Annotated in this window: 23 protein-coding genes; 2 read left to right on the forward strand and 21 right to left on the reverse strand. The window is 67.8% G+C overall.

Features of this window, described 5'->3' with window-relative positions; translation table 11 throughout:
- Positions 1-2 precede the first annotated feature (2 nt).
- Positions 3-1,400 (reverse strand): ATP-dependent RecD-like DNA helicase, encoded by a 1,398-nt coding sequence (locus D7252_RS04190; protein WP_183055377.1) that lies wholly within the window; start codon positions 1,398-1,400, stop codon positions 3-5.
- A 115-nt stretch (positions 1,401-1,515) separates the two neighbouring features.
- Here D7252_RS04190 and D7252_RS04195 point away from each other — a divergent pair, with 115 nt between their 5' ends.
- Complete coding sequence (locus tag D7252_RS04195) at positions 1,516-2,586, forward strand: hypothetical protein (protein WP_120774250.1); 1,071 nt, start codon at positions 1,516-1,518, stop codon at positions 2,584-2,586.
- Between the two features lie 9 nt (positions 2,587-2,595).
- On the opposite strand, the gene D7252_RS04200 is transcribed toward D7252_RS04195, so the two are convergent.
- From D7252_RS04200 to D7252_RS04285, 17 genes are all read right to left on the reverse strand, one after another.
- Positions 2,596-4,542: a cytochrome c oxidase assembly protein gene (locus tag D7252_RS04200; protein ID WP_120774251.1), complete on the reverse strand. Its 1,947-nt coding sequence runs from the start codon at positions 4,540-4,542 to the stop codon at positions 2,596-2,598.
- 155 nt (positions 4,543-4,697) lie between these two features.
- The gene (locus tag D7252_RS04205) at positions 4,698-4,985 is read right to left on the reverse strand and encodes an HU family DNA-binding protein (RefSeq protein WP_120774252.1); all 288 of its coding nucleotides are present in this window, start codon (positions 4,983-4,985) and stop codon (positions 4,698-4,700) included.
- A 287-nt stretch (positions 4,986-5,272) separates the two neighbouring features.
- Entirely contained in the window at positions 5,273-5,578 is a 306-nt protein-coding gene (rpsN, locus tag D7252_RS04210; RefSeq protein WP_042540535.1) for a 30S ribosomal protein S14, read from the reverse strand.
- A 2-nt stretch (positions 5,579-5,580) separates the two neighbouring features.
- Positions 5,581-5,751: a 50S ribosomal protein L33 gene (gene rpmG / locus D7252_RS04215; protein ID WP_046014935.1), complete on the reverse strand. Its 171-nt coding sequence runs from the start codon at positions 5,749-5,751 to the stop codon at positions 5,581-5,583.
- A complete protein-coding gene (gene rpmB, locus D7252_RS04220) occupies positions 5,751-5,987 on the reverse strand; it encodes a 50S ribosomal protein L28 (protein ID WP_120774253.1) in 237 nt (78 codons plus the stop codon). Before rpmB ends, rpmG begins: the two co-directional genes overlap by 1 nt.
- Before the next feature lie 191 nt (positions 5,988-6,178).
- The gene (locus D7252_RS04225) at positions 6,179-6,922 is read right to left on the reverse strand and encodes a DNA-3-methyladenine glycosylase (RefSeq protein ID WP_120774254.1); all 744 of its coding nucleotides are present in this window, start codon (positions 6,920-6,922) and stop codon (positions 6,179-6,181) included.
- Between the two features lies 1 nt (position 6,923).
- Positions 6,924-8,678, reverse strand: coding sequence for a hypothetical protein (locus tag D7252_RS04230; RefSeq protein WP_251050600.1), 1,755 nt, complete (start codon positions 8,676-8,678; stop codon positions 6,924-6,926).
- On the reverse strand, positions 8,668-9,474 hold the full coding sequence (locus D7252_RS04240) for a TIGR03943 family putative permease subunit (protein ID WP_308162436.1): 807 nt from the start codon (positions 9,472-9,474) through the stop codon (positions 8,668-8,670). Before D7252_RS04240 ends, D7252_RS04230 begins: the two co-directional genes overlap by 11 nt.
- Position 9,475: 1 nt before the next feature.
- The gene (locus D7252_RS04245) at positions 9,476-10,522 is read right to left on the reverse strand and encodes a permease (protein ID WP_183055170.1); all 1,047 of its coding nucleotides are present in this window, start codon (positions 10,520-10,522) and stop codon (positions 9,476-9,478) included.
- On the reverse strand, positions 10,519-10,935 hold the full coding sequence (locus D7252_RS04250; protein WP_120774257.1) for a Fur family transcriptional regulator: 417 nt from the start codon (positions 10,933-10,935) through the stop codon (positions 10,519-10,521). Before D7252_RS04250 ends, D7252_RS04245 begins: the two co-directional genes overlap by 4 nt.
- 354 nt (positions 10,936-11,289) lie before the next feature.
- Positions 11,290-12,189, reverse strand: coding sequence for a metal ABC transporter permease (locus tag D7252_RS04255; protein ID WP_374225756.1), 900 nt, complete (start codon positions 12,187-12,189; stop codon positions 11,290-11,292).
- Positions 12,186-13,016, reverse strand: coding sequence for a metal ABC transporter ATP-binding protein (locus D7252_RS04260; RefSeq protein ID WP_120774258.1), 831 nt, complete (start codon positions 13,014-13,016; stop codon positions 12,186-12,188). Before D7252_RS04260 ends, D7252_RS04255 begins: the two co-directional genes overlap by 4 nt.
- Positions 13,013-14,029, reverse strand: a complete 1,017-nt coding sequence (locus D7252_RS04265; protein ID WP_120774259.1) for a metal ABC transporter solute-binding protein, Zn/Mn family — start codon at positions 14,027-14,029, stop codon at positions 13,013-13,015. Before D7252_RS04265 ends, D7252_RS04260 begins: the two co-directional genes overlap by 4 nt.
- A gap of 140 nt (positions 14,030-14,169) precedes the next feature.
- Entirely contained in the window at positions 14,170-15,852 is a 1,683-nt protein-coding gene (locus tag D7252_RS04270) for a glycoside hydrolase family 13 protein (RefSeq protein WP_120774260.1), read from the reverse strand.
- A 54-nt stretch (positions 15,853-15,906) separates the two neighbouring features.
- A complete protein-coding gene (locus D7252_RS04275; protein WP_120774261.1) occupies positions 15,907-16,788 on the reverse strand; it encodes a carbohydrate ABC transporter permease in 882 nt (293 codons plus the stop codon).
- Positions 16,788-17,729, reverse strand: a complete 942-nt coding sequence (locus tag D7252_RS04280; protein ID WP_251050601.1) for a carbohydrate ABC transporter permease — start codon at positions 17,727-17,729, stop codon at positions 16,788-16,790. Before D7252_RS04280 ends, D7252_RS04275 begins: the two co-directional genes overlap by 1 nt.
- On the reverse strand, positions 17,726-19,063 hold the full coding sequence (locus D7252_RS04285) for an ABC transporter substrate-binding protein (RefSeq protein WP_259461042.1): 1,338 nt from the start codon (positions 19,061-19,063) through the stop codon (positions 17,726-17,728). Before D7252_RS04285 ends, D7252_RS04280 begins: the two co-directional genes overlap by 4 nt.
- 102 nt (positions 19,064-19,165) lie before the next feature.
- Here D7252_RS04285 and D7252_RS04290 point away from each other — a divergent pair, with 102 nt between their 5' ends.
- The gene (locus D7252_RS04290) at positions 19,166-20,386 is read left to right on the forward strand and encodes an ROK family protein (protein WP_120774263.1); all 1,221 of its coding nucleotides are present in this window, start codon (positions 19,166-19,168) and stop codon (positions 20,384-20,386) included.
- A gap of 40 nt (positions 20,387-20,426) precedes the next feature.
- On the opposite strand, the gene D7252_RS04295 is transcribed toward D7252_RS04290, so the two are convergent.
- Genes D7252_RS04295 through D7252_RS04305 form a run of 3 tightly spaced genes read right to left on the reverse strand, consistent with a single transcriptional unit; the run spans position 20,427 to position 23,897 of the window.
- Positions 20,427-21,767 carry a dihydrolipoamide acetyltransferase family protein gene (locus D7252_RS04295; RefSeq protein ID WP_120776791.1) on the reverse strand — a complete coding sequence of 447 codons (1,341 nt, stop codon included), beginning with the start codon at positions 21,765-21,767 and terminating at the stop codon, positions 20,427-20,429.
- A 25-nt stretch (positions 21,768-21,792) separates the two neighbouring features.
- Positions 21,793-22,815 carry an alpha-ketoacid dehydrogenase subunit beta gene (locus D7252_RS04300; protein WP_120774264.1) on the reverse strand — a complete coding sequence of 341 codons (1,023 nt, stop codon included), beginning with the start codon at positions 22,813-22,815 and terminating at the stop codon, positions 21,793-21,795.
- Positions 22,770-23,897 carry a thiamine pyrophosphate-dependent dehydrogenase E1 component subunit alpha gene (locus tag D7252_RS04305; RefSeq protein ID WP_120774265.1) on the reverse strand — a complete coding sequence of 376 codons (1,128 nt, stop codon included), beginning with the start codon at positions 23,895-23,897 and terminating at the stop codon, positions 22,770-22,772. Before D7252_RS04305 ends, D7252_RS04300 begins: the two co-directional genes overlap by 46 nt.
- Between the last annotated feature and the right edge of the window lies 1 nt (position 23,898).

A 23,898-nucleotide genomic window follows, 5' to 3' on the forward strand; every position in this document is an offset into this window, starting at 1 on the left:
CCTCAGGCCTTCGGCAACTCCGGAGTCGACGCCGCCAGCCACGCATCGCGCATGAACCGCCGCACGTCCTCATCGACGCGGATGTCGCTCGGACGCAGCGGACGCGACAGGTACAGACCGTTCAGCGACGTCAGTCGGCTCAGCGCGACGTAGGTCTGGCCGGGAGCGAAGGCTCCGGAGCCGAGGTCGATGATCGCGCGTTCGTAGGTCTTCCCCTGGGACTTGTGGATCGTCACCGCCCAGGCAAGGCGCAGGGGGAACTGGGTGAACTCGGCCACGACGTCACGAGAGAGCTTCTTCGTGTTCTGGTCGTACGCGTACCGGAACCTCTCCCAGACGGCCGGCTCGACGTCGACCTCCTCCCCGTCGATGTCCACACGCACCGCCCCCCCGAGGATCCGGGTCACCGTGCCGATCGTTCCGTTCACCCACCGCGGCGGCTCACCTGACATCGCCGTGTCGTTGCGGAGGAACATGACCTGCGCTCCGACCTTCAATTTCAACTCCGACTCCGCCGGCAGCGAGGCCTCGCCCCGGCCGAAGTCCCCACTGACCTCGGCCCGTGCGGTCTGCTCCTTGCCGGGCAGCGCCTGAAGGTGCCGGCTGTTGATCCCGTTCACGATGTCGTTGCGCGTCGCGAGCGTGATCATGGGCACTTCACCCGGTTCGGGCTCCGGAGGCGTGCGCGCACCCTGCGCGTTCAGCACCCCCGCGATCTCTGCCGTGACCCGGCCGTACCGGACGGCATTGAGCATCGCCTTGAAGCCGTCGTCGGACTGCCGGTGGATCTGCACCAGCTCCCGCACATGCAACTCGGCCCTGGTGTCGACGTCGAACAGCCCCTCGTTCGGAGCCCCCGATCCCGCGCCTCCCGAGCCGCCCGCCCAGACCTTCGCGTCGAAGAACCAGAACGACCGATAGTGGTCCTGCACATAGCGTGCCTCATCGCCGCGCGGTGGCACGGGTGCCAACTGGTACGGGTCGCCGAACATCACGACCTGGACACCTCCGAACGGCTCGCCACGCCGACCTCGCGCCTGCCGCAGCGACCGGTCCATGGCATCCATCAGGTCGGCGTTGACCATGGAGATCTCGTCGATCACGAGAGTCTCGATGGCGTTGAGGATCCGGCGCGTCGCATCGTTCTGATCGATGTCGGCGTCGCCGATGAGGCCGATCGGTAACCGGAACAGCGAATGGATCGTCTGCCCCTCGACGTTCAGGGCCGCCACCCCGGTCGGAGCGCAGATCGCGATCTGCTTCTTCGTGTGCCAGGCGAAATGCTGCAGGAGTGTCGACTTGCCGGTCCCCGCACGACCGGTGATGAACACGTGCTCGCGAGTGTCCTCGATGAGCCGGAACAGCTCATCCTGCTCTTCGGACAGGGCGGGAAGGGACACGTTTCTCACAGGGGCAGCGGACGGACACGGGCAGCCCACCCATGCTATGTCTTGCCGTCCGCCGACAGCAGCCGACGCTCGGCGTCATCCCAGGACGCAGACCTAGACTGGCGCCATGCAGCAGGTCGAGACGAAGGCGCCCCGCCGCGCCCGTCTTGCTGCGGATCTGGCCATCCTCATCGTCGTCGGCCTGATGCTCATCGCGGCGCTCGGCGCCGGCGGAGCCACGCTCTACCAGCAGTTCTACGGCCCCTCCGCCTTCGTGTCCCGCTACCTCGACCTCCTCGCCGCGGGCCGCGCGGCAGACGCGTTGCGCGTGCCAGGCGTCAGCGTCGACCACGAGATCCTCGAAGCGGCAGGCATCGACCCTGCAGCTTCCGAAGCTATGCTGCGCCACGCCGCTCTGGCCCCGCTCACGAACGTCGAGATCGAGTCCGAGGAGCCCGCCGACGGGAAGACCGCCGTCACGGTCACCTACCGGGCCAGCGGCCACGCGGGAACCACCACCTTCCTCATCGAGCAGGACGGGTGGGCGGGCATCACCCCCAACTGGCGCTTCACGACCAGTCCGCTGGCCGTGATCGAGCTCACCGTGCGGGGTGCGGATCGTTTCGCGGTCAACGGGTTCGAAGTCGACCGGCGACAGGTCTCGGCGGCAGGGGCGGATGCCGAAGCGCTCGATCCCCTGTCGCTGCTGGTCTTCACGCCCGGACTGTATTCGATCACCGTCGACACGCCGATCTCGCAGTCGTCGGGCAACGGCATCCTGGCCGACGCTCCGCTCGCGATCACGCCCCTGGATGTGCAGACCACGCCGACCGAGGATTTCGTCGGCGTCGTGCAGCAGCGGGTCGAGGAATTCCTCACCCAGTGCACGGAACAGGAAGTGCTGCAGCCGACGAACTGCCCCTTCGGCCTCGAGGTGGTGAACCGGATCACGTCACCGCCGAAGTGGTCGATCGCGTCGCAACCTCAGGTCACCGTCGCCCCTGACGGCGGCCAGTGGCAGATCCCACCCACGGATGGCGTGGCTCACGTCGAGGTCGAGATCCAGTCGTTGTTCGACGGTTCCATCGATCACGTGTCGGAGGATGTGCCGTTCCAGGTCAACGGCACCATCGCGATACTGCCGGACGGATCTGCATCGATCCGCGTGGGCTCCCCCAAGGACCCGACCGACGACTGACGCGGGTCGCTAACGGCTCTCGTGCACCTCGTGGCGGCGGTCGCGCTCGGCGAGAGCGGCGAGCCGCGCGTTGTACTCCTCGAGTTCGGCGTCACCGGTGCGGTCGGCGTGCCGGTCACCGCGGCGCTGCAGCTTCGTGTCGCTGCGGCTCCACTGGATCGCCACAGTGATCGCAAGGACGAGGGTGGGGATCTCGCCGATCGACCAGGCGATGCCACCGCCGACATACTGATCGTCGAGCGGGCTGACACCCCAGTCGCGGCCCATCGCCCCGAACCAGTCGGCGACCATCAGCCCCTCCTGCATCATGATCGCGATGCCGAAGAACGCGTGCATGGCCATGACGGCGATGAGCGTGATGAGACGTCCGGGGTACGGCAGCCGGTACGGCACCGAGTCGGCGCCGATCAGACTCATCACGAACAGATAGCCCGAGAGCAGGAAGTGGATCACCATCCACTCATGGCCGAGATGCTCGTACATCGACCAGCGCACGAGGTCCGTGAAGTAGAAGGCCCACAGCGACAGGATGAAGTTGGCTGCCGCGAAGAACGGATGCGTCACGACCCGGGCGACCGGCGAGTGCACAGCCCACATGATCCATTCGCGACCGCCCCGGGTGCCGTCATCGCGCTTGTGGATGGCCCGGAGGGCGAGAGTGATCGGCGCACCGGTGACGAGCAGCAGCGGAATCGCCATCGACAGCATCATGTGCCCGAGCATGTGCACGCTGAACAGGTACTCCTGATAGGCGTTGATCGGTCCGCCGGTGACCCAGACGAGCATCAGCATCCCCAATACCCAGAACACGGTGCGGTGGATCGGCCAACGGTCGCCCCGGCGCTGCAGGCGGAAGACGCCGGCGAGGTAGAAGAACAGACCCAATCCTGCGGCGACGAGCCAGAGCACATCGATGTTCCACGCGGTGAACCAGCGCTCGAAGGTCAGTTCCGGCGGCAGGGTCGTTCCGGTGAGGATCTCGGCCGGGGTCTGTGCGAACGCGGCGGTCTCTCCTGTGGGCGGGGGTGTGCGGGCGAGGGCGGCGGCCGCTCCGGAGGCCAGCCCCATCAGGGCGACTTCGCACAGCACGAGCAGCCAGAACCACCGGGCGGCCCTGTCGCCCTCGAGTCGGGAGATGAGTCGGGTGCGATACCAGGCGCCCAACAGCCCCATCGCGACGAGCAGCGCGACCTTCGCCAGCACGATCGCCCCGTACGGGGTGGTCCACAACGCAGCCCAATCGCCGACCGCCACCACCGACCGGGTGACCCCTGAGACCGCCACGACAGCGAAGGCAACGATCGCGAGCGACGAATACCGCGCGACCAACCGGGGCGTGTCCGCCCCCTCGCGACCGCGCAGGAGCACGAGGAGGATGAGTCCGCCGAGCCAGACCGCCGCGGCGATCATGTGCAGCAGGATCGAGTTCACGGCGACGTTGTGTCCCGCCAGGTCGCCGGCGTGCCCCTGAGTGGCCAGAGGAAGGAACGAGGCTGCGGCCAGGATCGCTGTGACAAGGGTCGGCGTCCACGTGCGCCAGGCGAAGGCGAGCACCGTGATCAGGGCGCCGAAGATGGTGGTGATGAGCCAGGACTGCCCGAGCGGGAGTTCGAGCAGGAACCGTCCCAGCTGCGTTCCGAACTCGCGCTCGATGCTGAGCCGCGGATTGAACGCGGCCATGAAGGCGAGGAAACCGGCGAGCCCCGACGCGACCGTGAACACGGCGGCGCCTATGGAGGCGATGTTCAGCGCCGTGTCGAAGATCCGCTCCCCGGCACGCAGGGCGAACAGCGCAAGCACCAGCGAACCGAGCATCACGGCACCGGCGAGGTTCATGACCACCCTGGCGATCGGCGTACCCCAGAGGACGAAGGGCCCAGGGTCCTGCAGAAGGGGCGGTTCCGCTCCTCCGCCGACCATGAGGGCCACGATCGTGCCGAAGAGGGCGGCGACCATGAGTATCGTCACACCGGCGAGACGATACGCCGAAGCCCGGCTGGTCGTTTCGGCACGGAGGGTCACCCCTCAAGCCTAAGCCGCGCCGAAGGACTGCGCCCACGCAGAAGGCCGCCACCCCGAGGGGCGGCGGCCTTCTGGAGGTGCGGTCCGAATTACTTGACGGCAGCCTTGAGCTTGGAGCCAGCGGTCACCTTGACGCGCTTGCCGGCCGGGATCTTGATCTCGGCGCCGGTCTGCGGGTTGCGGCCCGTGCGGGCAGCGGTGTCGACCTGCTCGAACGAGATCCAGCCCGGGATCGAGACCTTGCTGCCCTTGGCAACAGCATCGGAGACCGAGGAGAAGAGCGAGTCGAGGACACCGGAGACGGTGGCCTGGCTCTGGCCCGTGGCGCTTGCGATGCTCGCGACGAGCTCGGTCTTGGTGATGGACTTGTCAGCCATGTCATCCTCCAGCGACGAGATCCCGTCGCATCGTTGTGGGTGTCGGAGCGGATGCTCCTGGTCTAGTGACCGCCTCGAATGTATCAACGCCAGCCGACATTTCCGCGTCATTTCGCGGGTTTTGGGCATATCCGGGGCGTGTCGGGCCACATTTGTCACTCCAGCCACAGGTTTCGGACCGTTCCGGCGTCTCACGCCGTCGCTTCGGAGGGGATCTGCGCACGGCGGCGCGGGGACGCGAAAGGGGCGAGGATCCGAAGATCCTCGCCCCTTTCGTCTGCCGGTGATTACCAGCTGGACTTGGTCACGCCGGGCAGCTCGCCACGGTGTGCCATGTCACGGAAGCGGACGCGCGAGACGCCGAACTTCGTGAGGACACCGCGGGGGCGGCCGTCGATGACGTCGCGCGAACGCACGCGAGCCGGCGACGCGTTGCGCGGCAGCTTCTGCAGGCCGACGCGTGCGGCCTCACGGGCCTCGTCGGTGGCGTTCGGGTCGACCAGGGTCTTCTTCAGCTCGGCGCGACGCTCGGCGTAACGCTCGACGATGACCTTGCGCTGCTCGTTGCGAGCGATCTTGCTCTTCTTCGCCATGATTAACGCTCCTCGCGGAATTCGACGTGCTTGCGAACAACCGGGTCATACTTCTTCAGCACGAGGCGGTCAGGGGTGTTGCGGCGGTTCTTCTTGGTCACGTACGTGTAACCCGTACCCGCCGTCGAACGCAGCTTGATGATCGGACGTACGTCCTGAGCCTTCTTGGCCATTAGAGCTTCACACCCTTCGCCTGGAGGTCCTTGACGACGTTCTCGATGCCGCGGACGTCGATCACCTTGATGCCCTTGGCGGACACGTTGAGCGTGATCTTACGACCCAGCGACTGAACGAAATAGGTCTTCTTCTGCACGTTCGGGTCGAAGCGGCGCTTCGTCCGGCGGTGCGAGTGCGAGACGTTGTGACCGAAACCGGGAACAGCTCCGGTCACCTGGCACACTGCTGCCATGATGGTGACTCCTTCTATACCGTGAGGCCGGACGGCCTCACCCAAGATCCCTTGTCTGCACGCGACCCCACCCGCCGATCGCTCGGCCGCAGAAGGGGAAGCATGCGAACTGCGCACAGGAGTGTGCGCAGACAAAGAGTCAGTGTAGCACGCGGTGGGAGCCGCCCCTCGCAGCGCGCGTGCCCTCGAGATCAGTCCAGTGAAGAAGGATCTGGGCGAGCGGAAGCCTGAGCATCGGCGGCACCGCGCCCCCAGCGGAACACCGAGACCGTCGGGTCACCATCGATCCAGAAGCGCCACGGGAACGCGTCCGTGCCGGCGATCCCCGCGACCCCCACGCGCGGGCCACGCGCGATGTCGTCGCGCGGTTGCGCGAGCCAGAGTTCGGCGCGTGCGCCCTCCCGCTCCTCACCGGTGATCGCGTCGATTCCGTCGTGCAGAGAATGCCGGAGCCCCACAGCCTGGCCCAGTCGCCCCGGTCCGCGTGCGAGATCTCGCAGAGCCGTACGGCCGAGTGGGAGCAGCGCACCGCGGCGACGGGCGGCGACGTCCGTGCCGAACACGACCTCGCCTGCGCGAAGCAGCACGCCGTCGCCTTGACCCTCGGGGCCGCAGGCCACGTTGACGCACGAATGGATGCCGTGGCTGAGGTACACGTAGAGATGCCCTGGCTCGCCCCACATCGTGGCGTTGCGTGCCGTGGGGCCCATGCGCGCGTGCGAGCCGGGGTCGGCGAACTCCCCCGTCCCCTGCCCGTGATAGGCCTCGACCTCCGTGACGCGGAGCCTCACCTCGAACCCCCGGTCGGCGTCGGACGCCGAGGGATCGACCACGAACGTCCGCAACTCCGCCCCGAGGAGCCGCGGTGCGACCTCGAGGGCGGACCGGTTCAGATCGGCCCGGGTCGCGCGCCGCGCAGCATCCGTGTGGTTCATGTCAGAATCGCGGGGCCGTCTGGCACCAGGACGCGTCGAATCCGGTGAGGGGAACGATCTCCTCGCCGGAGTCCATGTCGATCAGGTGCGTCTCGACCGTCTCCGGCAGCGGCAGCAGCATCCCGTCGTACGGATTGCCGGCCATGTCGGGCGCGATCACCACCGCGGCGTACTGCCCACTCGGAGAGGCGCAGGCCTGAAGGATCGAGTCCGTCGCCCCCACCTCGACGAGCGGGGTCGCGGCACCCTCGTCGTCGACGCGGATGACAGCCTGCCCGATCGGGATCCCGGAGTCATCCCTCGCGACGACGTGGCGCAGGGTGCCGCCGGGGAAGGGTGTGATCGTGGTGGCGGGACCGTAGTCAGGATCGGATGCTTCGAGCGGCACCTCCGACCCGTCGGCCAGGTTGAGTTCCATGATCGACCCGTCGAGGCGTTCCACGATCGCGGTGTACGTCCCCCGGGATATCCCCTGGATGGCGGCCGCCAGACCCAGCGACTGCACCCCCGAGTCACCCGTCCGGTCGAGGAGCGACAACGCTCCGTCGAAGTCGATGAACAGCACGGCGGCGCTGTCGGGCACGAACTGCCAGGCGAAGACGCTCGCCTCCTCGCCCGATACTTCGATCACCTGCGGTTCGTCCTCGCCGCTGAGTGACTGGGTGACGAGGACGCTCGCGCGACCCTCGGTGTCGCTGAGTTCGCGGTCGGAGTAGTTGTAGCCCACGAAGCCGCCGCGGTCGGACACCTGGATGGCGCTGACGAACCCATCACCGGGGAGGTCGAGTTCGCGCTCGTTCTTCCCTTCGCGGTCCATCACCAGGAGGCGCGACCCGTCATCCGTCTCGACCGCGACGACGAGCGCGTTCGACGTCGCGCGGAAGTCGTTGATCTTGTCGGCCGAGAAGACGGGCACCGCCTCCTCGCCGCTGAGGTCCGTGCGGAAGATCGTGTCCGCCTCGGCGGCGTCCCGACGCAGGAGGAAGATCTGCGAGTCCGGAGTGGTGAAGCTCGTGGTCAGGTCCGTCGACGGCCCGCCGCCGACGCCGGCGACACCCGCGACGCGCACGGTGTACTTCGTCGAGTCGTCGAGCGGGACGGTGAAGCGGATGCCGACCCCGCGTCCGGATGCGTCGACCGTGAACGGCACAGCCGGCTCCACCGTCACCTGCTCGGCAGCGATGTCGTCCAGCGCCTGGTTGGCGGTGAGGATGACCCGGCTTCCGGATGATTCGATCGCCTGCGCAGGGTCGACCTGCACTTCGGAGAGCCGCGGCCCCTGCAGCAGGCTGACGACACCGAGACCCGTGCCGACCAGCACCAGGACGCCGAGCACCGCCGCGAGCGTGAGCAGGAATCGTCGAGACGGCCCGGGTTTGCGAGGCGCCGGGTCGACTGGCGTCGGCTCGGCGGGCGCCGTGTCGGCAGGCGCCGGGTCGGCAGGCGCCGGGCCTGCTGGTTCAGCGGCGGGTGGGACGTAGGCCGTGTCGGCCGCGGGCCCGACATCGGTGCTTCCGCCCGATATCCGCGCCGGCTCGGGCGTGGTCGGCTCGGGTGCGGTCGGCTCCGGCGTGGTCGGCTCGGGCGTGGCCGGCTCGGGCGTGGTCGGGTCGGGTGCGGCAGCGGTCGGGTCGGGTGCGGCAGCGGCTGCCTCACGGTCCGCGCGCTCCTGCGCCTCACGAGCGGCGCGCACCTCCGCACGCGTGCGGGGAACCGGAACGGCGGGCGCGTCAGCGCGCTCGTCGTCAGTACTCATACGGGTCCTTCGGCTCGTCGATCGCGACGACGTCCGTCGGTTCGACGTGGAGCTCGCCGTCGGCATCCGCACGAACCGTGCCGGTGATCTCGACCCACTGACCGGTCGGGTAGTCGCCGGGATCGACGGAGACCGGCAACGCAGCGGTCTGCGCATCGATCACACAGTGCGTGATGACCAGGCGCGTGAGATTCACGCCTTCGTCGTCCGACTCGCCCGGCGTCACGAAGCCGGTGAGGGTGACCTCGGCGCCGTCGTATGCGGTGGTGTTGGTCGCCGTGGCGAAGACGCTGGCCCAATCACCGACGCCGAAGGTCGACGTGTCCGCGACGCCCAGAGCAACGGTGTCGGACCCCGCGAACAACGCGGTCTCCTCGCCGGCACGAGACACCGCGAGCTCGACGGAAAGCGACGCGGGCGGCAGCACCAGGCCGGCGACCACGACGCCGCTGGCGACCACACCGCCCGCCACAGCACCGACCACGGCGAGCGTGCGCCGCGGGGAGGCGGTCGAGTCATCTGAGGAATCCGCGGCAACCGACTCAGCCGCGGCACCCGCAACGTGCCCGTGGTCGTGCCCATGATCGCCCTCGGCCCCGAGCGGCAGGGTGCAGGACCAGATCGCACCGACGAGCGTGACCACGGCTGCGGCGCAGGCGAACCACACGGTCTCCGGGCTGATGTAGAGATTCAGCTGCCCCGTGATGCCGAGGCTGAGGGTCACGACGGCGATGACGGCGGCGAGGCCGACTCCGAGCCAGCGGTTGCCGAGCGCGCGAGTTCGGGGAGAAAGCACGTCAGACAAAGACGTTCACCCCGATCCCGATCGCGAAGGCGGATGCCAGCACGACGCCCACGATGCCTGCGAGGGTCCGTGCCGTGAAAGTGGTGCGCATGAGCGCGAGCATCTTGATGTCGACGAGCGGCCCGACCAGCAGGAACGCGACCAGGGCTCCGGACGAGAAGGTCGACGCGAACGACAGGGCGAAGAACGCGTCGACGTTGGAGCAGATCGCGACCGTCATGGCCAGGGCCATCATCGCGACGATCGACAGCACGGGGTTCGACCCGATGGCCAGCAGCATGTCACGCGGGATCAGCACCTGCACCGCCCCGGCGAGCGCCGAGCCGATGACCAGCGCCGGCATCACGGCGCGCAGCTCCACGAGGAACTGCGTGAGGCTGCGGCGCACCGGCGTCCCGGGCTCGTGGGCCACGTGGTCGCAGGTGTCGATGAATCGCTGGGTGAGGAGCGAATCGGGCGACGGGTGGCGGCTGTAGATCCAGCCGATGAGGTTGGCGATCAGGTAACCGCCGACCAGCCGTGCCACGAGGATGCCGCCATCCCACCCGAACGCCGCATGCGTGGTGAGGATGACGATCGGGTTGACGATCGGAGCCGCGATCAGGAAGGTCAGCGCTTCGGCGGGAGCCAGCCCGCGCATCATGAGCCCTCGGGCGAACGGCACGTTCCCGCATTCGCACACCGGGATCAGCATCCCGAGGAGCGACAGGACGGCTCGACGCGCCCACGCACGCTGCGGCAGCCAGCGGTGGATGACGTCGGCCGGCAACCACACCTGTACGACGATCGACAGCAGGACGCCGAGGATGACGAACGGCAGCGCCTCGATGAGCACGCTGAGCGCGAGGGTCAGACCGTCCTGGGCGCGGGTCGGCAGCGATGCCGGGAACAGCGTCGGCAGGAACAGGTCGACGAGGAAGAGCGCCGCGATGAGGGCGACGCCGAGACCGACGCCCACCCATGCGGAGCGGGGCGATCGGGTCGGACCATGCGTGTGGCGCTGGCCTGGACGGGACGCCGTACCTGCCGAGAAGCTCACGCGTTCGCTGCCCGCTCAGCGTCGCGCCTCTTGGTGCAGGGGGTGCAGAGACCGAAGATGTCGACCACGTGGGCGGCATCGCTGAACCCGTGCAGAGCCGCGGTGCGGTGCGCCCACTGCTCGACGTCTTTCGCTTCGATCTCGACGGTCAGTCCGCACGACCGGCAGATGAGGTGGTGATGGTGCCCCTGAGTCGTGCAGGCGCGGTAGAGCGCCTCGCCCTCGGGGCTCTGCAGCGAGTCGGCGTCTCCGGAGGCGGCAAGCCCGGACAGGGCGCGGTACACGGTGGCGAGGCCGATGCCGGTGTTGTCCTCACGCAGAGAGGCGTGGAGGTTCTGCGCGCTCACGAAACCGCGCGCGTCGGCGAGTGCTTCGCGCACGCGTTCTCGCTGCCAGGTGTTCCGCTGAGCCATGCGTCGAGTCTAAACCGCGGGGGTTGTAACGGGCTGGGTACGAGGTGCGAGCTCCAAAGCAAGCCGTCTGGCCTATTGCCAAGTGCCTCGCGAGCGCCGGTGTACCTGCATGGATTCTGGCGGGATTGTCCATTGTGTGTGGCGCTGCGTGCGCGCGGCGAAGACGATAGCGCGCGATGACAGCTCTTGAGCGTTCAGAAACGATACTGCTGGGTAGTTCGGTCGGGCGCTCCGGATATGCGAGCGTCACCACGCGCGTCCAACCACGGCAGCTCTGCGAGAGAGACGATGACGGCGACGGCGACACGGTCCAGCCGTGGAGCGCACGAACCCAGCGACGCGGTTCGCCACCGCTCAGTTCTGGACCGCCGCCGCCTGCCCGACCACCCGCCGCACACGCGCTCGCACCTTCTGCACGATCCAGCAGACGACGTAGATCGTGAACGACAGGGTCGTGATGTACGGGCTCACCGGCAGCGTTCCCGCGAGTGCGAGGAGGATGCCACCGACCGCAGACACGAATCCGAACAGAGCCGAGAGCAGCGGCACGGCCACGGGCCCCGCCGACACCCGCATCGCCGCAGCCGCCGGGGTGACCAGCAACGCCATCACCAGGAGCGCCCCGATGATGTGCACGCTGACGGCGACGATGAGTCCGAGCAGCACCATGAACATCAGACTCACGGCGCGCGTGGGCACACCTCGAGCGGCGGCCGATTCCGGGTCGAGCGAGTCGAACCGCAACGGGTTCCAGATCAGCAGCAGCCCCAGCAGCACGACGAGGCTGATGCCCACCAGCCAGCCGAGGTCGGGGCTCGACACCGACACGATCTGGCCGGTCAGCAAGCTGAAGCGGTTGGCGCTGCGCCCGTCGTAGAGCGACAGGAAGAGGATGCCGAGCCCGAGGCCGAACGGCATCAGCACCCCGACGATCGAGTTGCGGTCGCGTGCTTTCGCACCGAGGATGCCGATGAGGATCGCGGCCACCAGCGCTCCGCCGAGTGAGCCGACGACGACGCTGCCGCCGAAGAGGAGTGCCGCTGCCGCTCCGGCGAAGGAGAGTTCGCTCACACCGTGCACTGCGAATGCGAGGTCGCGCTGCATGACGAAGACGCCGATCAGGCCTCCGACGATGCCGAGCACCGCGCCCGCGATGATCGAGTTCGAGAGCAGAGCGACGAGATCGCCGTAGTCCTGAAAGGAGAAGACGTCGTTCCAGTCCACCATCGGGACCATCCCGGCCCGCGCGATCATGCGGCGCTCCCGTGATCGTGACCGTGCTCGTCGTCGTGCAGGTGATGGGGCTCGGCATCCGGAACGCCGACCACTACCAGGCGGTCTCCCGCTCGGAGCACGAACACCGGCGTCCCGTACAGGTCGGTCAGCACCCGGGTCTGCAGAACCTCTTCGGGGGTGCCGAGCACGAAGCGTCCGCCGGCGATGTAGAGGATGCGGTCGACGCGGTTCAGGATCGGATTGATGTCATGCGTGACGAAGAGCACCGCGGCGCCGCGCTCGCGACGCTGGCGGTCGATGATGTCGGTGACGCCGAGCTGATTCGCGAGGTCGAGGTTCGAGAGCGGCTCGTCGCACAGAAGCAGCGACGGCTCATCCGCGAGCGCCTGTCCGACGCGCAGCCGCTGCTGTTCACCACCGGAGAGCAGCCCGACCCGGCGGTCTGCGTAGTGCGAGGCGCCGACGGACGCGAGCAGCCGATCGACTTTGGCCCGGTCTCCGCGGTGCGGGATGGGAAATCCGAATCGGCTCCCCTGCACCCCCAGCGCGACGAGGTCGCGTGCTCGCATGCTCGTGTCGGGTGCGAGCGAGCGCTGCTGCGGGATGTAACCGATGCGCGGGTTGCCGCGGTGCACCGGGGCGCCGGCGACCTGGATGGTGCCCGACGACAGGGGCTGAAGACCCAGGATGCTGCGCAGCAGAGTCGTCTTGCCCGAGCCGGACGGCCCGAGCACGGCGATGAACTCGCCGGGCTGAACCGTCAGGTCGAGCCCTGACCAGAGTTCCCGGCGACCGTGCTGCAGCGCAGCGCCCGAGATCTCGAGGACCGGGGCGGGCGCGCTCACTGCTGGACGGCGGCGGCGAGGCTCTGAATCGCGTCACTCATCCACTCAGAGTACGACGATCCGTCCTCGAGCAGCTCGGTGAAGGCGACGACGGGGATGCCGGCGTCTTCGGCGGCCGTCTCGACGCGGTCCGTCTCGGCACCGCCGGTCTGCGCGTTGGTGAGCAGTGCGCTCACGTCGCCGCCTTCGATGACCTGGAGCGCTTCGAGGAGGACGGCGGGTGCGACATCGCTGCCTTCTTCCACGGCCTCGGCGAAGCCCTCGGGCGTGACGTCGGTGAGACCGGCGGCTTCGGCGAGGTAGCCGGGAAGCGGCTCGGTGATGAAGACGTTCGCGCCGGCAGCATCCGTCTTGAGCGTCTCGAGGTCTGCTTCGGCCGTTTCGAGGTCGGCGATGATCTCGTCGGCAGCGGCGGTGAAGTCAGCCTTGCCCTCGGGGTCGAGTTCGGCGAGGTGAGCCGCGATGTCCTCGACGACGTGGATCATGGTGCGCGGATCGAACCAGACGTGCTCGTTGAAGCCTTCGATGTGGTCGTGGCCCTCGTGACCCTCTTCGTCAGCGTGCGCTTCTTCCTCAGCGTGCGCTTCTTCCTCAGCGTGGTCGTGGCCCTCTTCTTCGGCGTGGGCGTCTTCTTCGTGACCTTCGTTGCCGGGGAAATCGTGCGAGAACTCGACTGCGGTGAGCACCGCGGCATCCGAGCCTTCGAGCAGTGCCTCGATGAAGCTGTCGTATCCGCCGCCGTTCTCGATCACGAGGTCGGCCTCCTGCACGGTGAGGCGATCGCGCGCGCTGGCCTCGTAGGAGTGCGGGTCCTGCGTCGCCGAGGTGATGATCGAGGTGACCTCGACGCGGTCACCGCCGATCTGCTCCGCGATCGAGCCGTACACGTTCGTGCTCGCCACGACGGTGATCGTGTCGTCGCCTGCACCGTTCGCCTCAGGAGTGGTCGCGCAGCCGGCGAGCATCAGCGCAGCAGCGGACGTGAGGGCGAGGGCAGGGACGAACTTCTTCATGTTCCCACCCTACGCGCTAATGAGAACCATTATCAAATCGTCGAGCCCGGCGACAGATGTCGGCCTTGGGCACAGATGTCGGGCGCGTGCACGTGCTCACGCCCGACATCTGTGCGAAGTCCCGACAGGTGTGTCGAAACTCAGGCCAGGACGCCTGCCGGAGCGATCCAGACGGTACTCTCCCCGGGTACGGCGCCGTCGACGACAGCTCCGAGCACCACGTCCGATGCGGCTGCGCCGAGGTCGAACGGCTCCGACCCGAAGTTCGTCACCACCTGCCAGCCGTTCGGGCGAGCGAAGTGCAGCACGTCGTCGCGTCCCGACTCGATCCACTCCATGCGCTCGTCGGTCTGCAGCAGATGACGAAGTCGCAGAGCCTCGCGGTACAGCGACAGGGTCGACGTGGGATCGCTTTCCTGGACATCGACCGCGTAGTCCGCGAACCACGCCGGCTGCGGAAGGTGGGCGTCAGCCGACCCGAAGCCGAAGGACGAACCGGATGCCGTCCACGGCAGTGGCACGCGGCATCCGTCGCGCCCGAGACCGTCGAAAGCGCCCTCGCGCAGGAACGCCGGGTCCTGGCGCTGCTCGGGCGTGATCTGCGCGACCTCGTGCAGGCCGAGCTCCTCCCCCTGGTAGAGGTACGTGCTGCCGGGGAGCCCGAGCAGCATCAGGGTGGCGGCGTGCGCCCGGCGGAGTCCTCTGTCGCGGTCCAACGCCTCGGCCGGGCCACCCGCGGCGACCCATTCGGTGCCCTGCTTGACCGGCCGACCGTCGAGCGGGGGCAAGCCGTACCGGGTGGGGTGACGCGTGACATCGTGATTGGACAGCACCCACGTCGTCGACGACCCGGTGGCCTCGGCCTGCCCGAGGTTGTCCGCGATGATGCGCCGGAACTGTCCGGCATCGAACTCGGCGACCAGCAGATCGAAGTTGAACGCCTGCCCGAGCCCGTCGGCAGAGGCGTACTTCGCACGACGCTCCGGGGTGTCGACCCAGGCTTCCGCGACGGCGGTGCGCGGCGGGTCGTACTCGTTGAACACCGCGCGCCACTCCGCGTAGATCTCGTGCACTTCGTCGCGATCGAGAAGCGGGTGTCGACCCGAGGTGCGATCCATCGCGTCGAGTTCCACTTGGCTGGGCAGCGGTTCCGTCAGATCTTTGGTGAGCATGTGCGCGACGTCGATGCGGAACCCGTCGACACCGCGGTCGGACCAGAAGCGCAGCGTCTTGAGGAAGTCTTCGCGCACCTCCGGGTGGTCCCAGTTCAGGTCGGGCTGCTCCACGGCGAAGCTGTGCAGGTACCACTGCCCGTCCTCGACGCGCTGCCAGGCGCTGCCGCCGAACGCCGCGCCCCAGTCCGTGGGCGGCTCCGAGCCGTCCGGCCCCTTCCCCTCGCGGAAGATGTAACGGTCACGCGCCGCGGAACCGCGCCCGGCGGCGAGCGCCTCCTGGAACCATTCATGCAGATCGGAGCTGTGGTTCGGGACGATGTCGACGATGACGCGGATGCCGCGCGCGTGCAGCGCCTCGACCATGGCGTCGAAGTCGCCGAGCGTGCCCAGACGCGGGTCGATGTCGCGGTAGTCGGCGACGTCGTATCCGCCGTCGGCGAGCGCCGAGGGGTAGAACGGGCTGAGCCACACCGCGTCGATGCCGAGGTCGGCGAGATAGTCGGCGCGCGAGACGATGCCGGGGATGTCACCCAGACCGTCGCCGTTCGCGTCGGCGAAGCTCCGCGGATAGATCTGATAGACGGCGGCCTGTCTCCACCAGGCGGCGGCGTCGGTCGTGCGGGTCTCGACGAGAAGCGCGTCGGTCATAGAGAAGAACTCCTTCTTTCTTGCTTTTTCTGCGGTGGTCGTGCGGGCAGTGCGTCAGCCCTTGACGGCGCCCTGCGTGACGCCTTCCATGACGAACCGCTGCGTGAACAGGTACGCCAGGATCGCGGGCGCCATCGCCATGAGGTACGAGGCGAATGAGATGTTGTAGTTGTTGGCGAACTGACTCTGGAACAGGTTCTGCCGCACCGGCAGCGTCTGCAGCGCCGGATCGGAGATGATCAGCGACGGCATCATGAAGTCGTTCCAGGCGTAGAGGAAAGCGAAGATGCCCACGGTCGCGCTCATCGGGGCGAGCAGCGGGAAGATCAGCTGCCAGAACGTCTGCCAGGTGGTGGCTCCGTCGATCCGCGCACTCTCCTCGAGCTCGATCGGGATCGAACGGAGGAAGGCGGTGAACAGCAGCACGCTGAAGCTGAGCTGGAACATGGTCGCGAGGATGATCACCCCCATGGGGTTGTCGAGCCCGACGCGACCGGTGAGCTGGATCTGCGGCAGGGCGACCACCGGGAAGGGGATGAACATCGCCGCGAGCAGGTAGAAGAACGAATAGCGGAAGAACCGGCGGTCCCAGTTGCGCACGATCGCGTACGAGGCGAAGGCCGCCAGCACGATCGTCGCGACCACGGTGCCGGCGGTGACGAAGAACGAGATCGCGGCGCCCACGGGGAACTTCGTCAGATTCCAGGCCTCGACGAAGCCGTCGATGCTGAACGGCGCAGGGAGGGAGAAGGCGTTGCCGTCGACGGCCTGCTCGGTCGTCTTGAAGGCCATCGAGATGGTGACGTACAGCGGCAGCAGCACGGTGACGGCGCACAGGATCAGGATGATCGTGCCCGACCAGTTGACCCGCTCCATGCGGGTGCGCGGCTTCCGGCCCTTCGTGTGGGCGGTGGTGATCGTCTCGGTCGCGGACATCAGAGTGCGCTCCTTCCGCGAGTCATCGAGAGTTGCAGGAGCGAGATGAGCACGGCGACGATGAAGAAGATCGTCGCGTTCGCCATCTGGTAGGCGTAGTCACCGGCGTTGAAGCCGGCGATGATCGTCATCGCGACGCTGCGCGTGGCGGTGCCCGGGCCGCCGTTGGTGAGGCCGACGATGATGTCGTACGCGTTCAGGAAGCCCTTGAAGCCGAGGATCACGTTGATCACGACGTAGCCGGCCACCAACGGGATCGTGATGCGGGTGAGTTGCTGCACCTTGCCGGCGCCGTCGATGCTCGCCGCCTCGTACACCTCACCCGGCACCGAGAGAAGCCCGGCGATGTAGATGAGGAGCGTGCCGGGAACCGCCTGCCAGGCGGTGACGATGACGATCGCGACCCAGGCGAGGTCGGGGTTGGCGAGCAGGCTCGTCTCCAGCCATGGGATACCGGTGGCTGCGCCGGCCGCGGGGATCGAGTTCGAGAACAGGAAGTTGAAGACGTAGGCGATGATGATGCCGGAGATCACCATCGGGATCACGAAGATCGTGCGGAGCCCGGTCTTGAAGCGGATACGGGAGGTGAGCCCGACCGCGAGCATGAAGGCGATGACGTTGACGACGATGACCGTCGCGATGGAGAACCCGAACGTGAACAGGTAGCTCTGCAGGATGGCCGGATCGCTGAACATCGCGATGTAGTTGGTGACGCCGTTGAAGCTCCACTCGCCGATGCCGATCGAGTCGGTGAAGCTGAAGAAGATGCCCATGACGGCGGGGAGCGTGATCGCGAGAGTGAAGATCACGAGCGTCGGCACGAGGAACAGGTAGTAGATCGGTTCCACGCGGCGCGTATGCCGTCGGATCTTGCGATCCTGCCCGGTGAGGATCGTCGTGGTGCTGGTGTTGGCCGCCTTCGTGGCGGTGCCGGTGCTCATCGTGCGGACTCCTCTGTCTCGCCGGATGCGGAACTCTCGCCTGTTTCGTCGCTGGAGGGGATCGGGGCTCGGAACGCGATACGTGCCCAGTCGGCATCCATCGTGCGCAGCATGCTCTTCGGGTCGGCACCGAGAACCATCGCCTGCGAGTAGTTGAAGACCGGCAGCGTCCGGGGCACGAGCACCGAGGGGCCCTGATAGACACGACCGTCCTCGTAGTAGGCGATCATGCCCTCGATTCGAGGATCGTCCGGCGGCGGAGCATCCTTCGTCGGGGTGAAGCCGAGCTGCGAGGCGTTGTATGCCTCGATGTTCTCGGGCAGATACAGGAACTCGAGGAAGTCGCGCGCCGCCTCCTGGTGCCGGGACTCCTCGGGGATCATCGCGCCGAGGTCCGTGTTGACGCGCACGGCCAGGTCGGCCGGATCATCGGTCATCGGCAGCGGGAACGTACCCAATTCCAGGTCGGGTGACGTCTTCGCGATCTCGCTGAAGGCCCAGGGTCCCTGCAGATACATCGCCGCCTCGCCCTTGGCGAAGGCGAGGTTTCCGTCACCGTAGCCGCGGCTCTCGGCATCCTCGTTCGTGTATTCGGTCGCGAGCTGCATCATCTTGTCCATCGGCTCGGCGAAGTCCTGCTCGAACGACACGTCCGAGCCGGAACCGACCTCGCTGCCTTCGGCCGCGAGCTGATCGAAGAACTCGAGCACGTCGAGCGAGCCGCCGATCGTGTAGTCGTACCAGCCCTGAGCGACCGTCCAGTCGTCTTTGAAGGTGCCGTAGAACGGGTCGATGCCCGCCTCCTTGAGCTGGTCGCACACGGCGATCAACTCGTCCCACGTCTGCGGGACCTCGAGGCCCTGCTCCGCGAAGATCTCCTCGTTGTAGATGACGGATGCTCCCATCACCGAGTACGGCAGGGCGCTGGTCCGGCCTTCGCAGGTGCCGTACTGCGCCATCAAGGGTCCGAGGTCTTCGCGGATGCTGGCGGCGGCATCCGTCTCGGAGAGGTCGGTGAGCCCGCACCGCTGCACGAACCGCGCGATCTCGTAGTTGTAGTTCGCGAGCATGATGTCCGGCGGATTGCCGCGCACGAAGCTCGCGGAGATGACGTCGGGACCCGAGGTGTCCATTTCGACGCGCACCTTGTCCTGCGACGAGTTGTACTGGGCGACCAGTTCGTTCATGAACCCGATGGCTTCTCGTTTGTTGAACGTGAAGCGGATCGTCTCCTGCCCGCCGCCCGCCGCGCAGCCTGCCAACGCCGTACCGAGCAGGCCGAGCGCGGTCGCTCCGGCGACCAGTCGTCGCCGTCGTGAAGATCTCGCAGACACCGTTGTCCCTTTCATCCCGTAGATCCGAAGACTAAATCTAGTCAGCGAATTTACTCCGATGAACGGTACTCTCTCATCTGAGGAAGAGTGAGGTCAAGGGCCGTGGCAGAAGTATCCGCCGATCTCGGCACCGGACGCGCCAGCGTCGGCGCCGTGCTCGATTTCGCCTGGGCGGCGGGCGAGTTCACCGCCACCGAGGTGATGGCGAGCACCTCGCTGACCCGCTCCACCGCCATCGATGCGATCGACACCCTGCTCAGCGCCGACGTGCTCCGTGAGCTCCCGAACGCCCGCGCCGTGGGCAGCTACCGCTCCGGTCGGCCCGCACGGCGCTTCGCCCTCTCCCCCGACCTCGGGGTCGTCATCGGCGTGGATGCCGGCGACACCCACCTCGCCGTCACCGTCGCCGACCCCCTCGAGACGACGCTGGTGCACCATCGCGCCGAGCTCGACCCGACGCAGTCCGCGACCGAACGTCGGCAGACGAGCCTGGACCGGCTCTCGGAAGCTCTCGCCGAGACCGGAGTATCGCGAGATCGCGTGCTCGCCCTCTGCGTCGGCGTCGCGGCACCGGCGAACCGCGACGGCATCTCGCCACCTCATCCGGACGGCTTCTGGGAGCGCACCAACCCGGGGCTCGCGGCCGCCCTCCGCGACTGGGCACCGGTCGTCGAGATCAAGAACGACGCGCAGCTGGCCGCGGTCGCCGAGGGCGCGGTGGGTGCCGCGGTCGGATGCCGTGACTACGTCGCCCTGCTCGCGAGTGAACGCTTCGGTGGCGGGGTCGTGGTCGACGGACATGTGCTGCACGGTGCGCACGGCGGCGTCGGCGAGGGCGTCGTCTTCGACCACATCATCGGCGTCGGCTCGGCCGTCGGACTGAAGTACGCGCTTCAGGACGAGGCGGTCGCGGTGGTGGAAAGCGGAGAGGTCGAGCGCGACGGGGCGATCGGTCGGCTCGTCTCAGACGGTCGGGTCGCCCCTCGCACGGTGCTGATGCTCGCGGCATCCGGCGACGCGGACGCGCTGCTGGTCGCGTCGCGCGTCGGTGGCACGCTCGCCCGCGTGGTCGGTGTGCTCGGCAGCATGTACGACCCTTCGCGCGTGATCGTATGCGGGGCGGTCGCCGAGAGCATCGAACCCGTGCTCGACGCGGCCCGACGGCTCGTGCCCGGCGAACTGCATCTGCCGGCGCCGGAGCTGCTGGCCTCGACGCTCGGTGCGGAAGTCGTGTCGGTGGGTGCCGTGGTGACGGCACGGCGTGCGGCGCAGGAGCGGGCCGTACCCCTGCTCGCCCAGCGGCGGTTGCGGTTGCCGGCGTAGACGTCGTTTGCCTGAGGCCGGGGGAGCTGACCGCGGTAGATCAGTCGACGAGCAGCGCGGGCTCCTCCAGCACGGATGCCACGTCGGCGATGAACCGGCTCATGCCGTCGCCGTCGATCACGCGGTGGTCGAAGGAACCGGCGACCGTGGTCACCCAGCGCGGGCGCACCTCGCCGTCGACGACCCACGGCTTCTGACTGATCGTCCCCATGGCCACTATCCCGGCCTCGCCGGGGTTGATGATCGGGGTGCCGGCATCCATCCCGAACACGCCGATGTTGGTGATGGTGATCGTGCCGCCCTGCTGATCGGCGGGTGACGTCTTGCCCTCGCGGGCGGTGAGCGTGAGGCGGTTGAGCGCCCGTGCGAGGTCCTTCATGCCGAGATCCTGCGCGTCCTTGATGTTCGGGACCAGCAGCCCGCGAGGCGTCGCCGCGGCGATGCCGAGGTTCACGTAGTGACGCACGGAGATCTCGGCGCCGTTCTCGGTCTCCACCCACGCGGCGTTGACCATCGGGGTGCGTCGCGCCGCCCAGATCACGGCTCGCGCCATGATGAGCAGCGGTGAGACGCGGATCTCAGCGTAGTCCGGAGAAGCCTTCAGCCGCTTCACCAGCTCCATGGTGCGGCTCGCGTCGATCTCCTTCCAGACCGTCACGTGCGGTGCGGAGTAGGCGCTCTGCACCATCGCCGAGGAGGTCGCCTTGCGCACACCCTTGACGGGGATCGACTCCGTGCGTCCGTCGTCATCGGAGGCTGCCGCCGAGGGAGTCAGTCCCCGGGCCAGCCCCGCAGGTGCGTTCTGCGGCGCAGGCACGGTCTCTTCGCGCACCTCGCCCCAGGCGGGGGTCTCGATGTTGCGGAACACGCTCGCCTGCGACGCGTGCTTGACGACATCGTCACGGGTGACCTCGCCGTCGGCGCCGGTGGGCGTCACGACCGTGAGGTCGACGTCGAGGTCCCGGGCGAGCTTGCGGATCGGCGGCTTGGCGATGACGCCGACCGACGAACGCACGGCACGCTCAGCCGGGCGCTTGCGCCGAGAGGTCGCGCCACCACCGGTGCCGTAACCGACGAGCACCGAGCCGCCGCCCTCCTCCGGCGCGGGAACCACTGCGACGGCGGGTTCCGCGGAAGCGTCGGCGGTGGTGAAAGTGATGATCGGCGCCCCGACCTCCACCGTGGCACCCTCGGGTGCGAGCAGCTCCCCGACGATGCCGGCGTGCGGCGACGGGAGCTCGACGAGCGACTTGGCCGTCTCGATCTCACAGATCACGTCATTGATGGCCACGCTGTCACCGGGCGCGACCTTCCAGGCCACGATCTCCGCCTCGGTCAGCCCTTCCCCGACATCCGGGAGGTTGAAGTTCTGCGTGCTCATGAGTGTGCCTTTCGGAACGACGAGGTCAGTATGCCAGCGAGCGATCGACGGCTTCGAGGATGCGGTCGGCATCCGGAAGGTATGCGCCCTCGAGCTTGGCGGGCGGGAACGGGGTGTCGTAGCCGGAGACGCGCAGCACCGGCGCTTCGAGCGCGTAGAAAGCACGCTCCATGACGGTCGCGGCGATCTCGCTGCCGACGCTCGAGAACCCCTGGGCTTCCTGCGCGTAGATCATGTGGCCGGTCTTGCGCACAGAGTCGAGGATCGGCTCGTAGTCGACCGGCGACAGCGAACGGACGTCCACGACCTCGCAGCTCGTACCCTCACCCTCGGCGAGCGCGGCCGCCTGCAGCAGTGTCGTCACCATGGCGCCGTGTCCGACGAGAGTCACGTCGCTGCCGGTACGCACGACCCGGGACGCGTGCAGTGGGACGGCGGAGGCGTCGAGCTCGACCTCGCCCTTCTGCCAGTACCGGCTCTTCGGCTCCATGAAGATGACGGGATCGTTCGAGGCGATGGCCTCCTGGATCATCCAGTACGCGTCGTTCGGAGTCGATGGCGAGACCACGCGCAGACCCGGGGTGTGCGCGAAGTAGGCCTCCGGGCTCTCCTGGTGGTGCTCGACCGCTCCGATGTGTCCGCCATACGGGATGCGGATGACGATCGGCATCGACAGCCGACCCTCGTGCCGGTTCGTGAGCTTCGCCAGTTGAGTCGTGATCTGGTCGAATGCGGGGAAGACGAACCCGTCGAACTGGATCTCGATGACGGGACGGAACCCGGTCATCGCGAGCCCGATGGCGGTACCCACGATTCCCGACTCCGCCAACGGGGTGTCGATGACACGTCGGTCACCGAAATCGCGCTGCAGATGCTCGGTGACGCGGAACACTCCGCCGAGTTTGCCGATGTCCTCACCCATGAGCAGGACCTTCGGGTCGTTCTCCATCGCCTTGCGCAGACCGGCGTTCATCGCCTTGCTGAGCGGCATCGTCTCGAGAGTCACTTGCTGCCTTCCTCGAACGACGCCTCGTAGCGGGCGTGCCATGCCTTCTGTTCCGCGATCAGCGGGTGCGGCTCGCTGTAGACGTGGTCGAACATCCTGCTGACCGGTGGCGGACCGAGCTCCACTGTGCGGGCGCGCAGATCTTCGGCGGCATCCGCGCCTTCCGCATCGACATCGGCGAAGAAGGATGCCGCCGCGCCACGGCCCTCCAGGAACGTGCGCATCCGCACGATCGGGTCGCGCAACGCCCAGGAATCCTCTTCGTCGCTCCCGCGGTACTTCGTCGGATCGTCGCTCGTCGTGTGCGCCCCGAGACGGTACGTCACCGCTTCGATGGCGCGTGGGCCACCGCCGGCGCGCGCCTCCTCGAGAGCCACACGCGAGACGGCGTAGCTGGCCAGCACATCGTTGCCGTCGACGCGCACGCTCGGAATGCCGTAGCCGGCGCTGCGCTGCACCAACGGCACACGGGACTGCGTCGACACCGGCACCGAGATGGCCCAGTGGTTGTTCTGCAGGAAGAAGACCGCGGGGGCCTGGTAGCTCGCCGCGAACACCATGGCCTCGTGCACGTCACCCTGACTGGAGGCGCCGTCGCCGTAGTAGACGACCACTGCCTCGTCGCGCTCCGGGTTCCCCGTACCACTGCGGCCATCGAAGGCGAGGCCCATCGCGTAGCCGGTGGCGTGCAGCACCTGCGAGCCGAGTACCAGCGTGTACAGCCGGGTGTTGCCGTTCTTCGGATCCGTGGGGTCCCAGCCCCCATGCGAGACGCCCCGCATGAGCTTGATGATGTCGAGCGGATCGACGCCACGGATCCGGGTGACCGCGTGCTCACGGTACGAGGGGAAGATGGTGTCCTGCGCACGGCTGGCGAGAGCGGAACCCACCTGCGCCGCCTCCTGCCCCCGGCTCGGCGGCCACAGCGCGAGCTGCCCCTGCCGCTGCAGGTTGGTGGCCTGGGTGTCGATGGCGCGGATGATCACCATCTCGCGGTAGAACTGCTCGAGCTCGGCGTCACCGATCGCCTCGATCAGTGGCAGGTACTGCTCGGCGGCAGGACTGGGCGCGAAGCGACCGTCCTGATCCAGGACGCGGACGAGTTCAGTCTCTGACGAGGTCACC

The organism is Microbacterium sp. CGR2, from assembly GCF_003626735.1.
Taxonomy (GTDB): Bacteria; Actinomycetota; Actinomycetes; order Actinomycetales; family Microbacteriaceae; genus Microbacterium.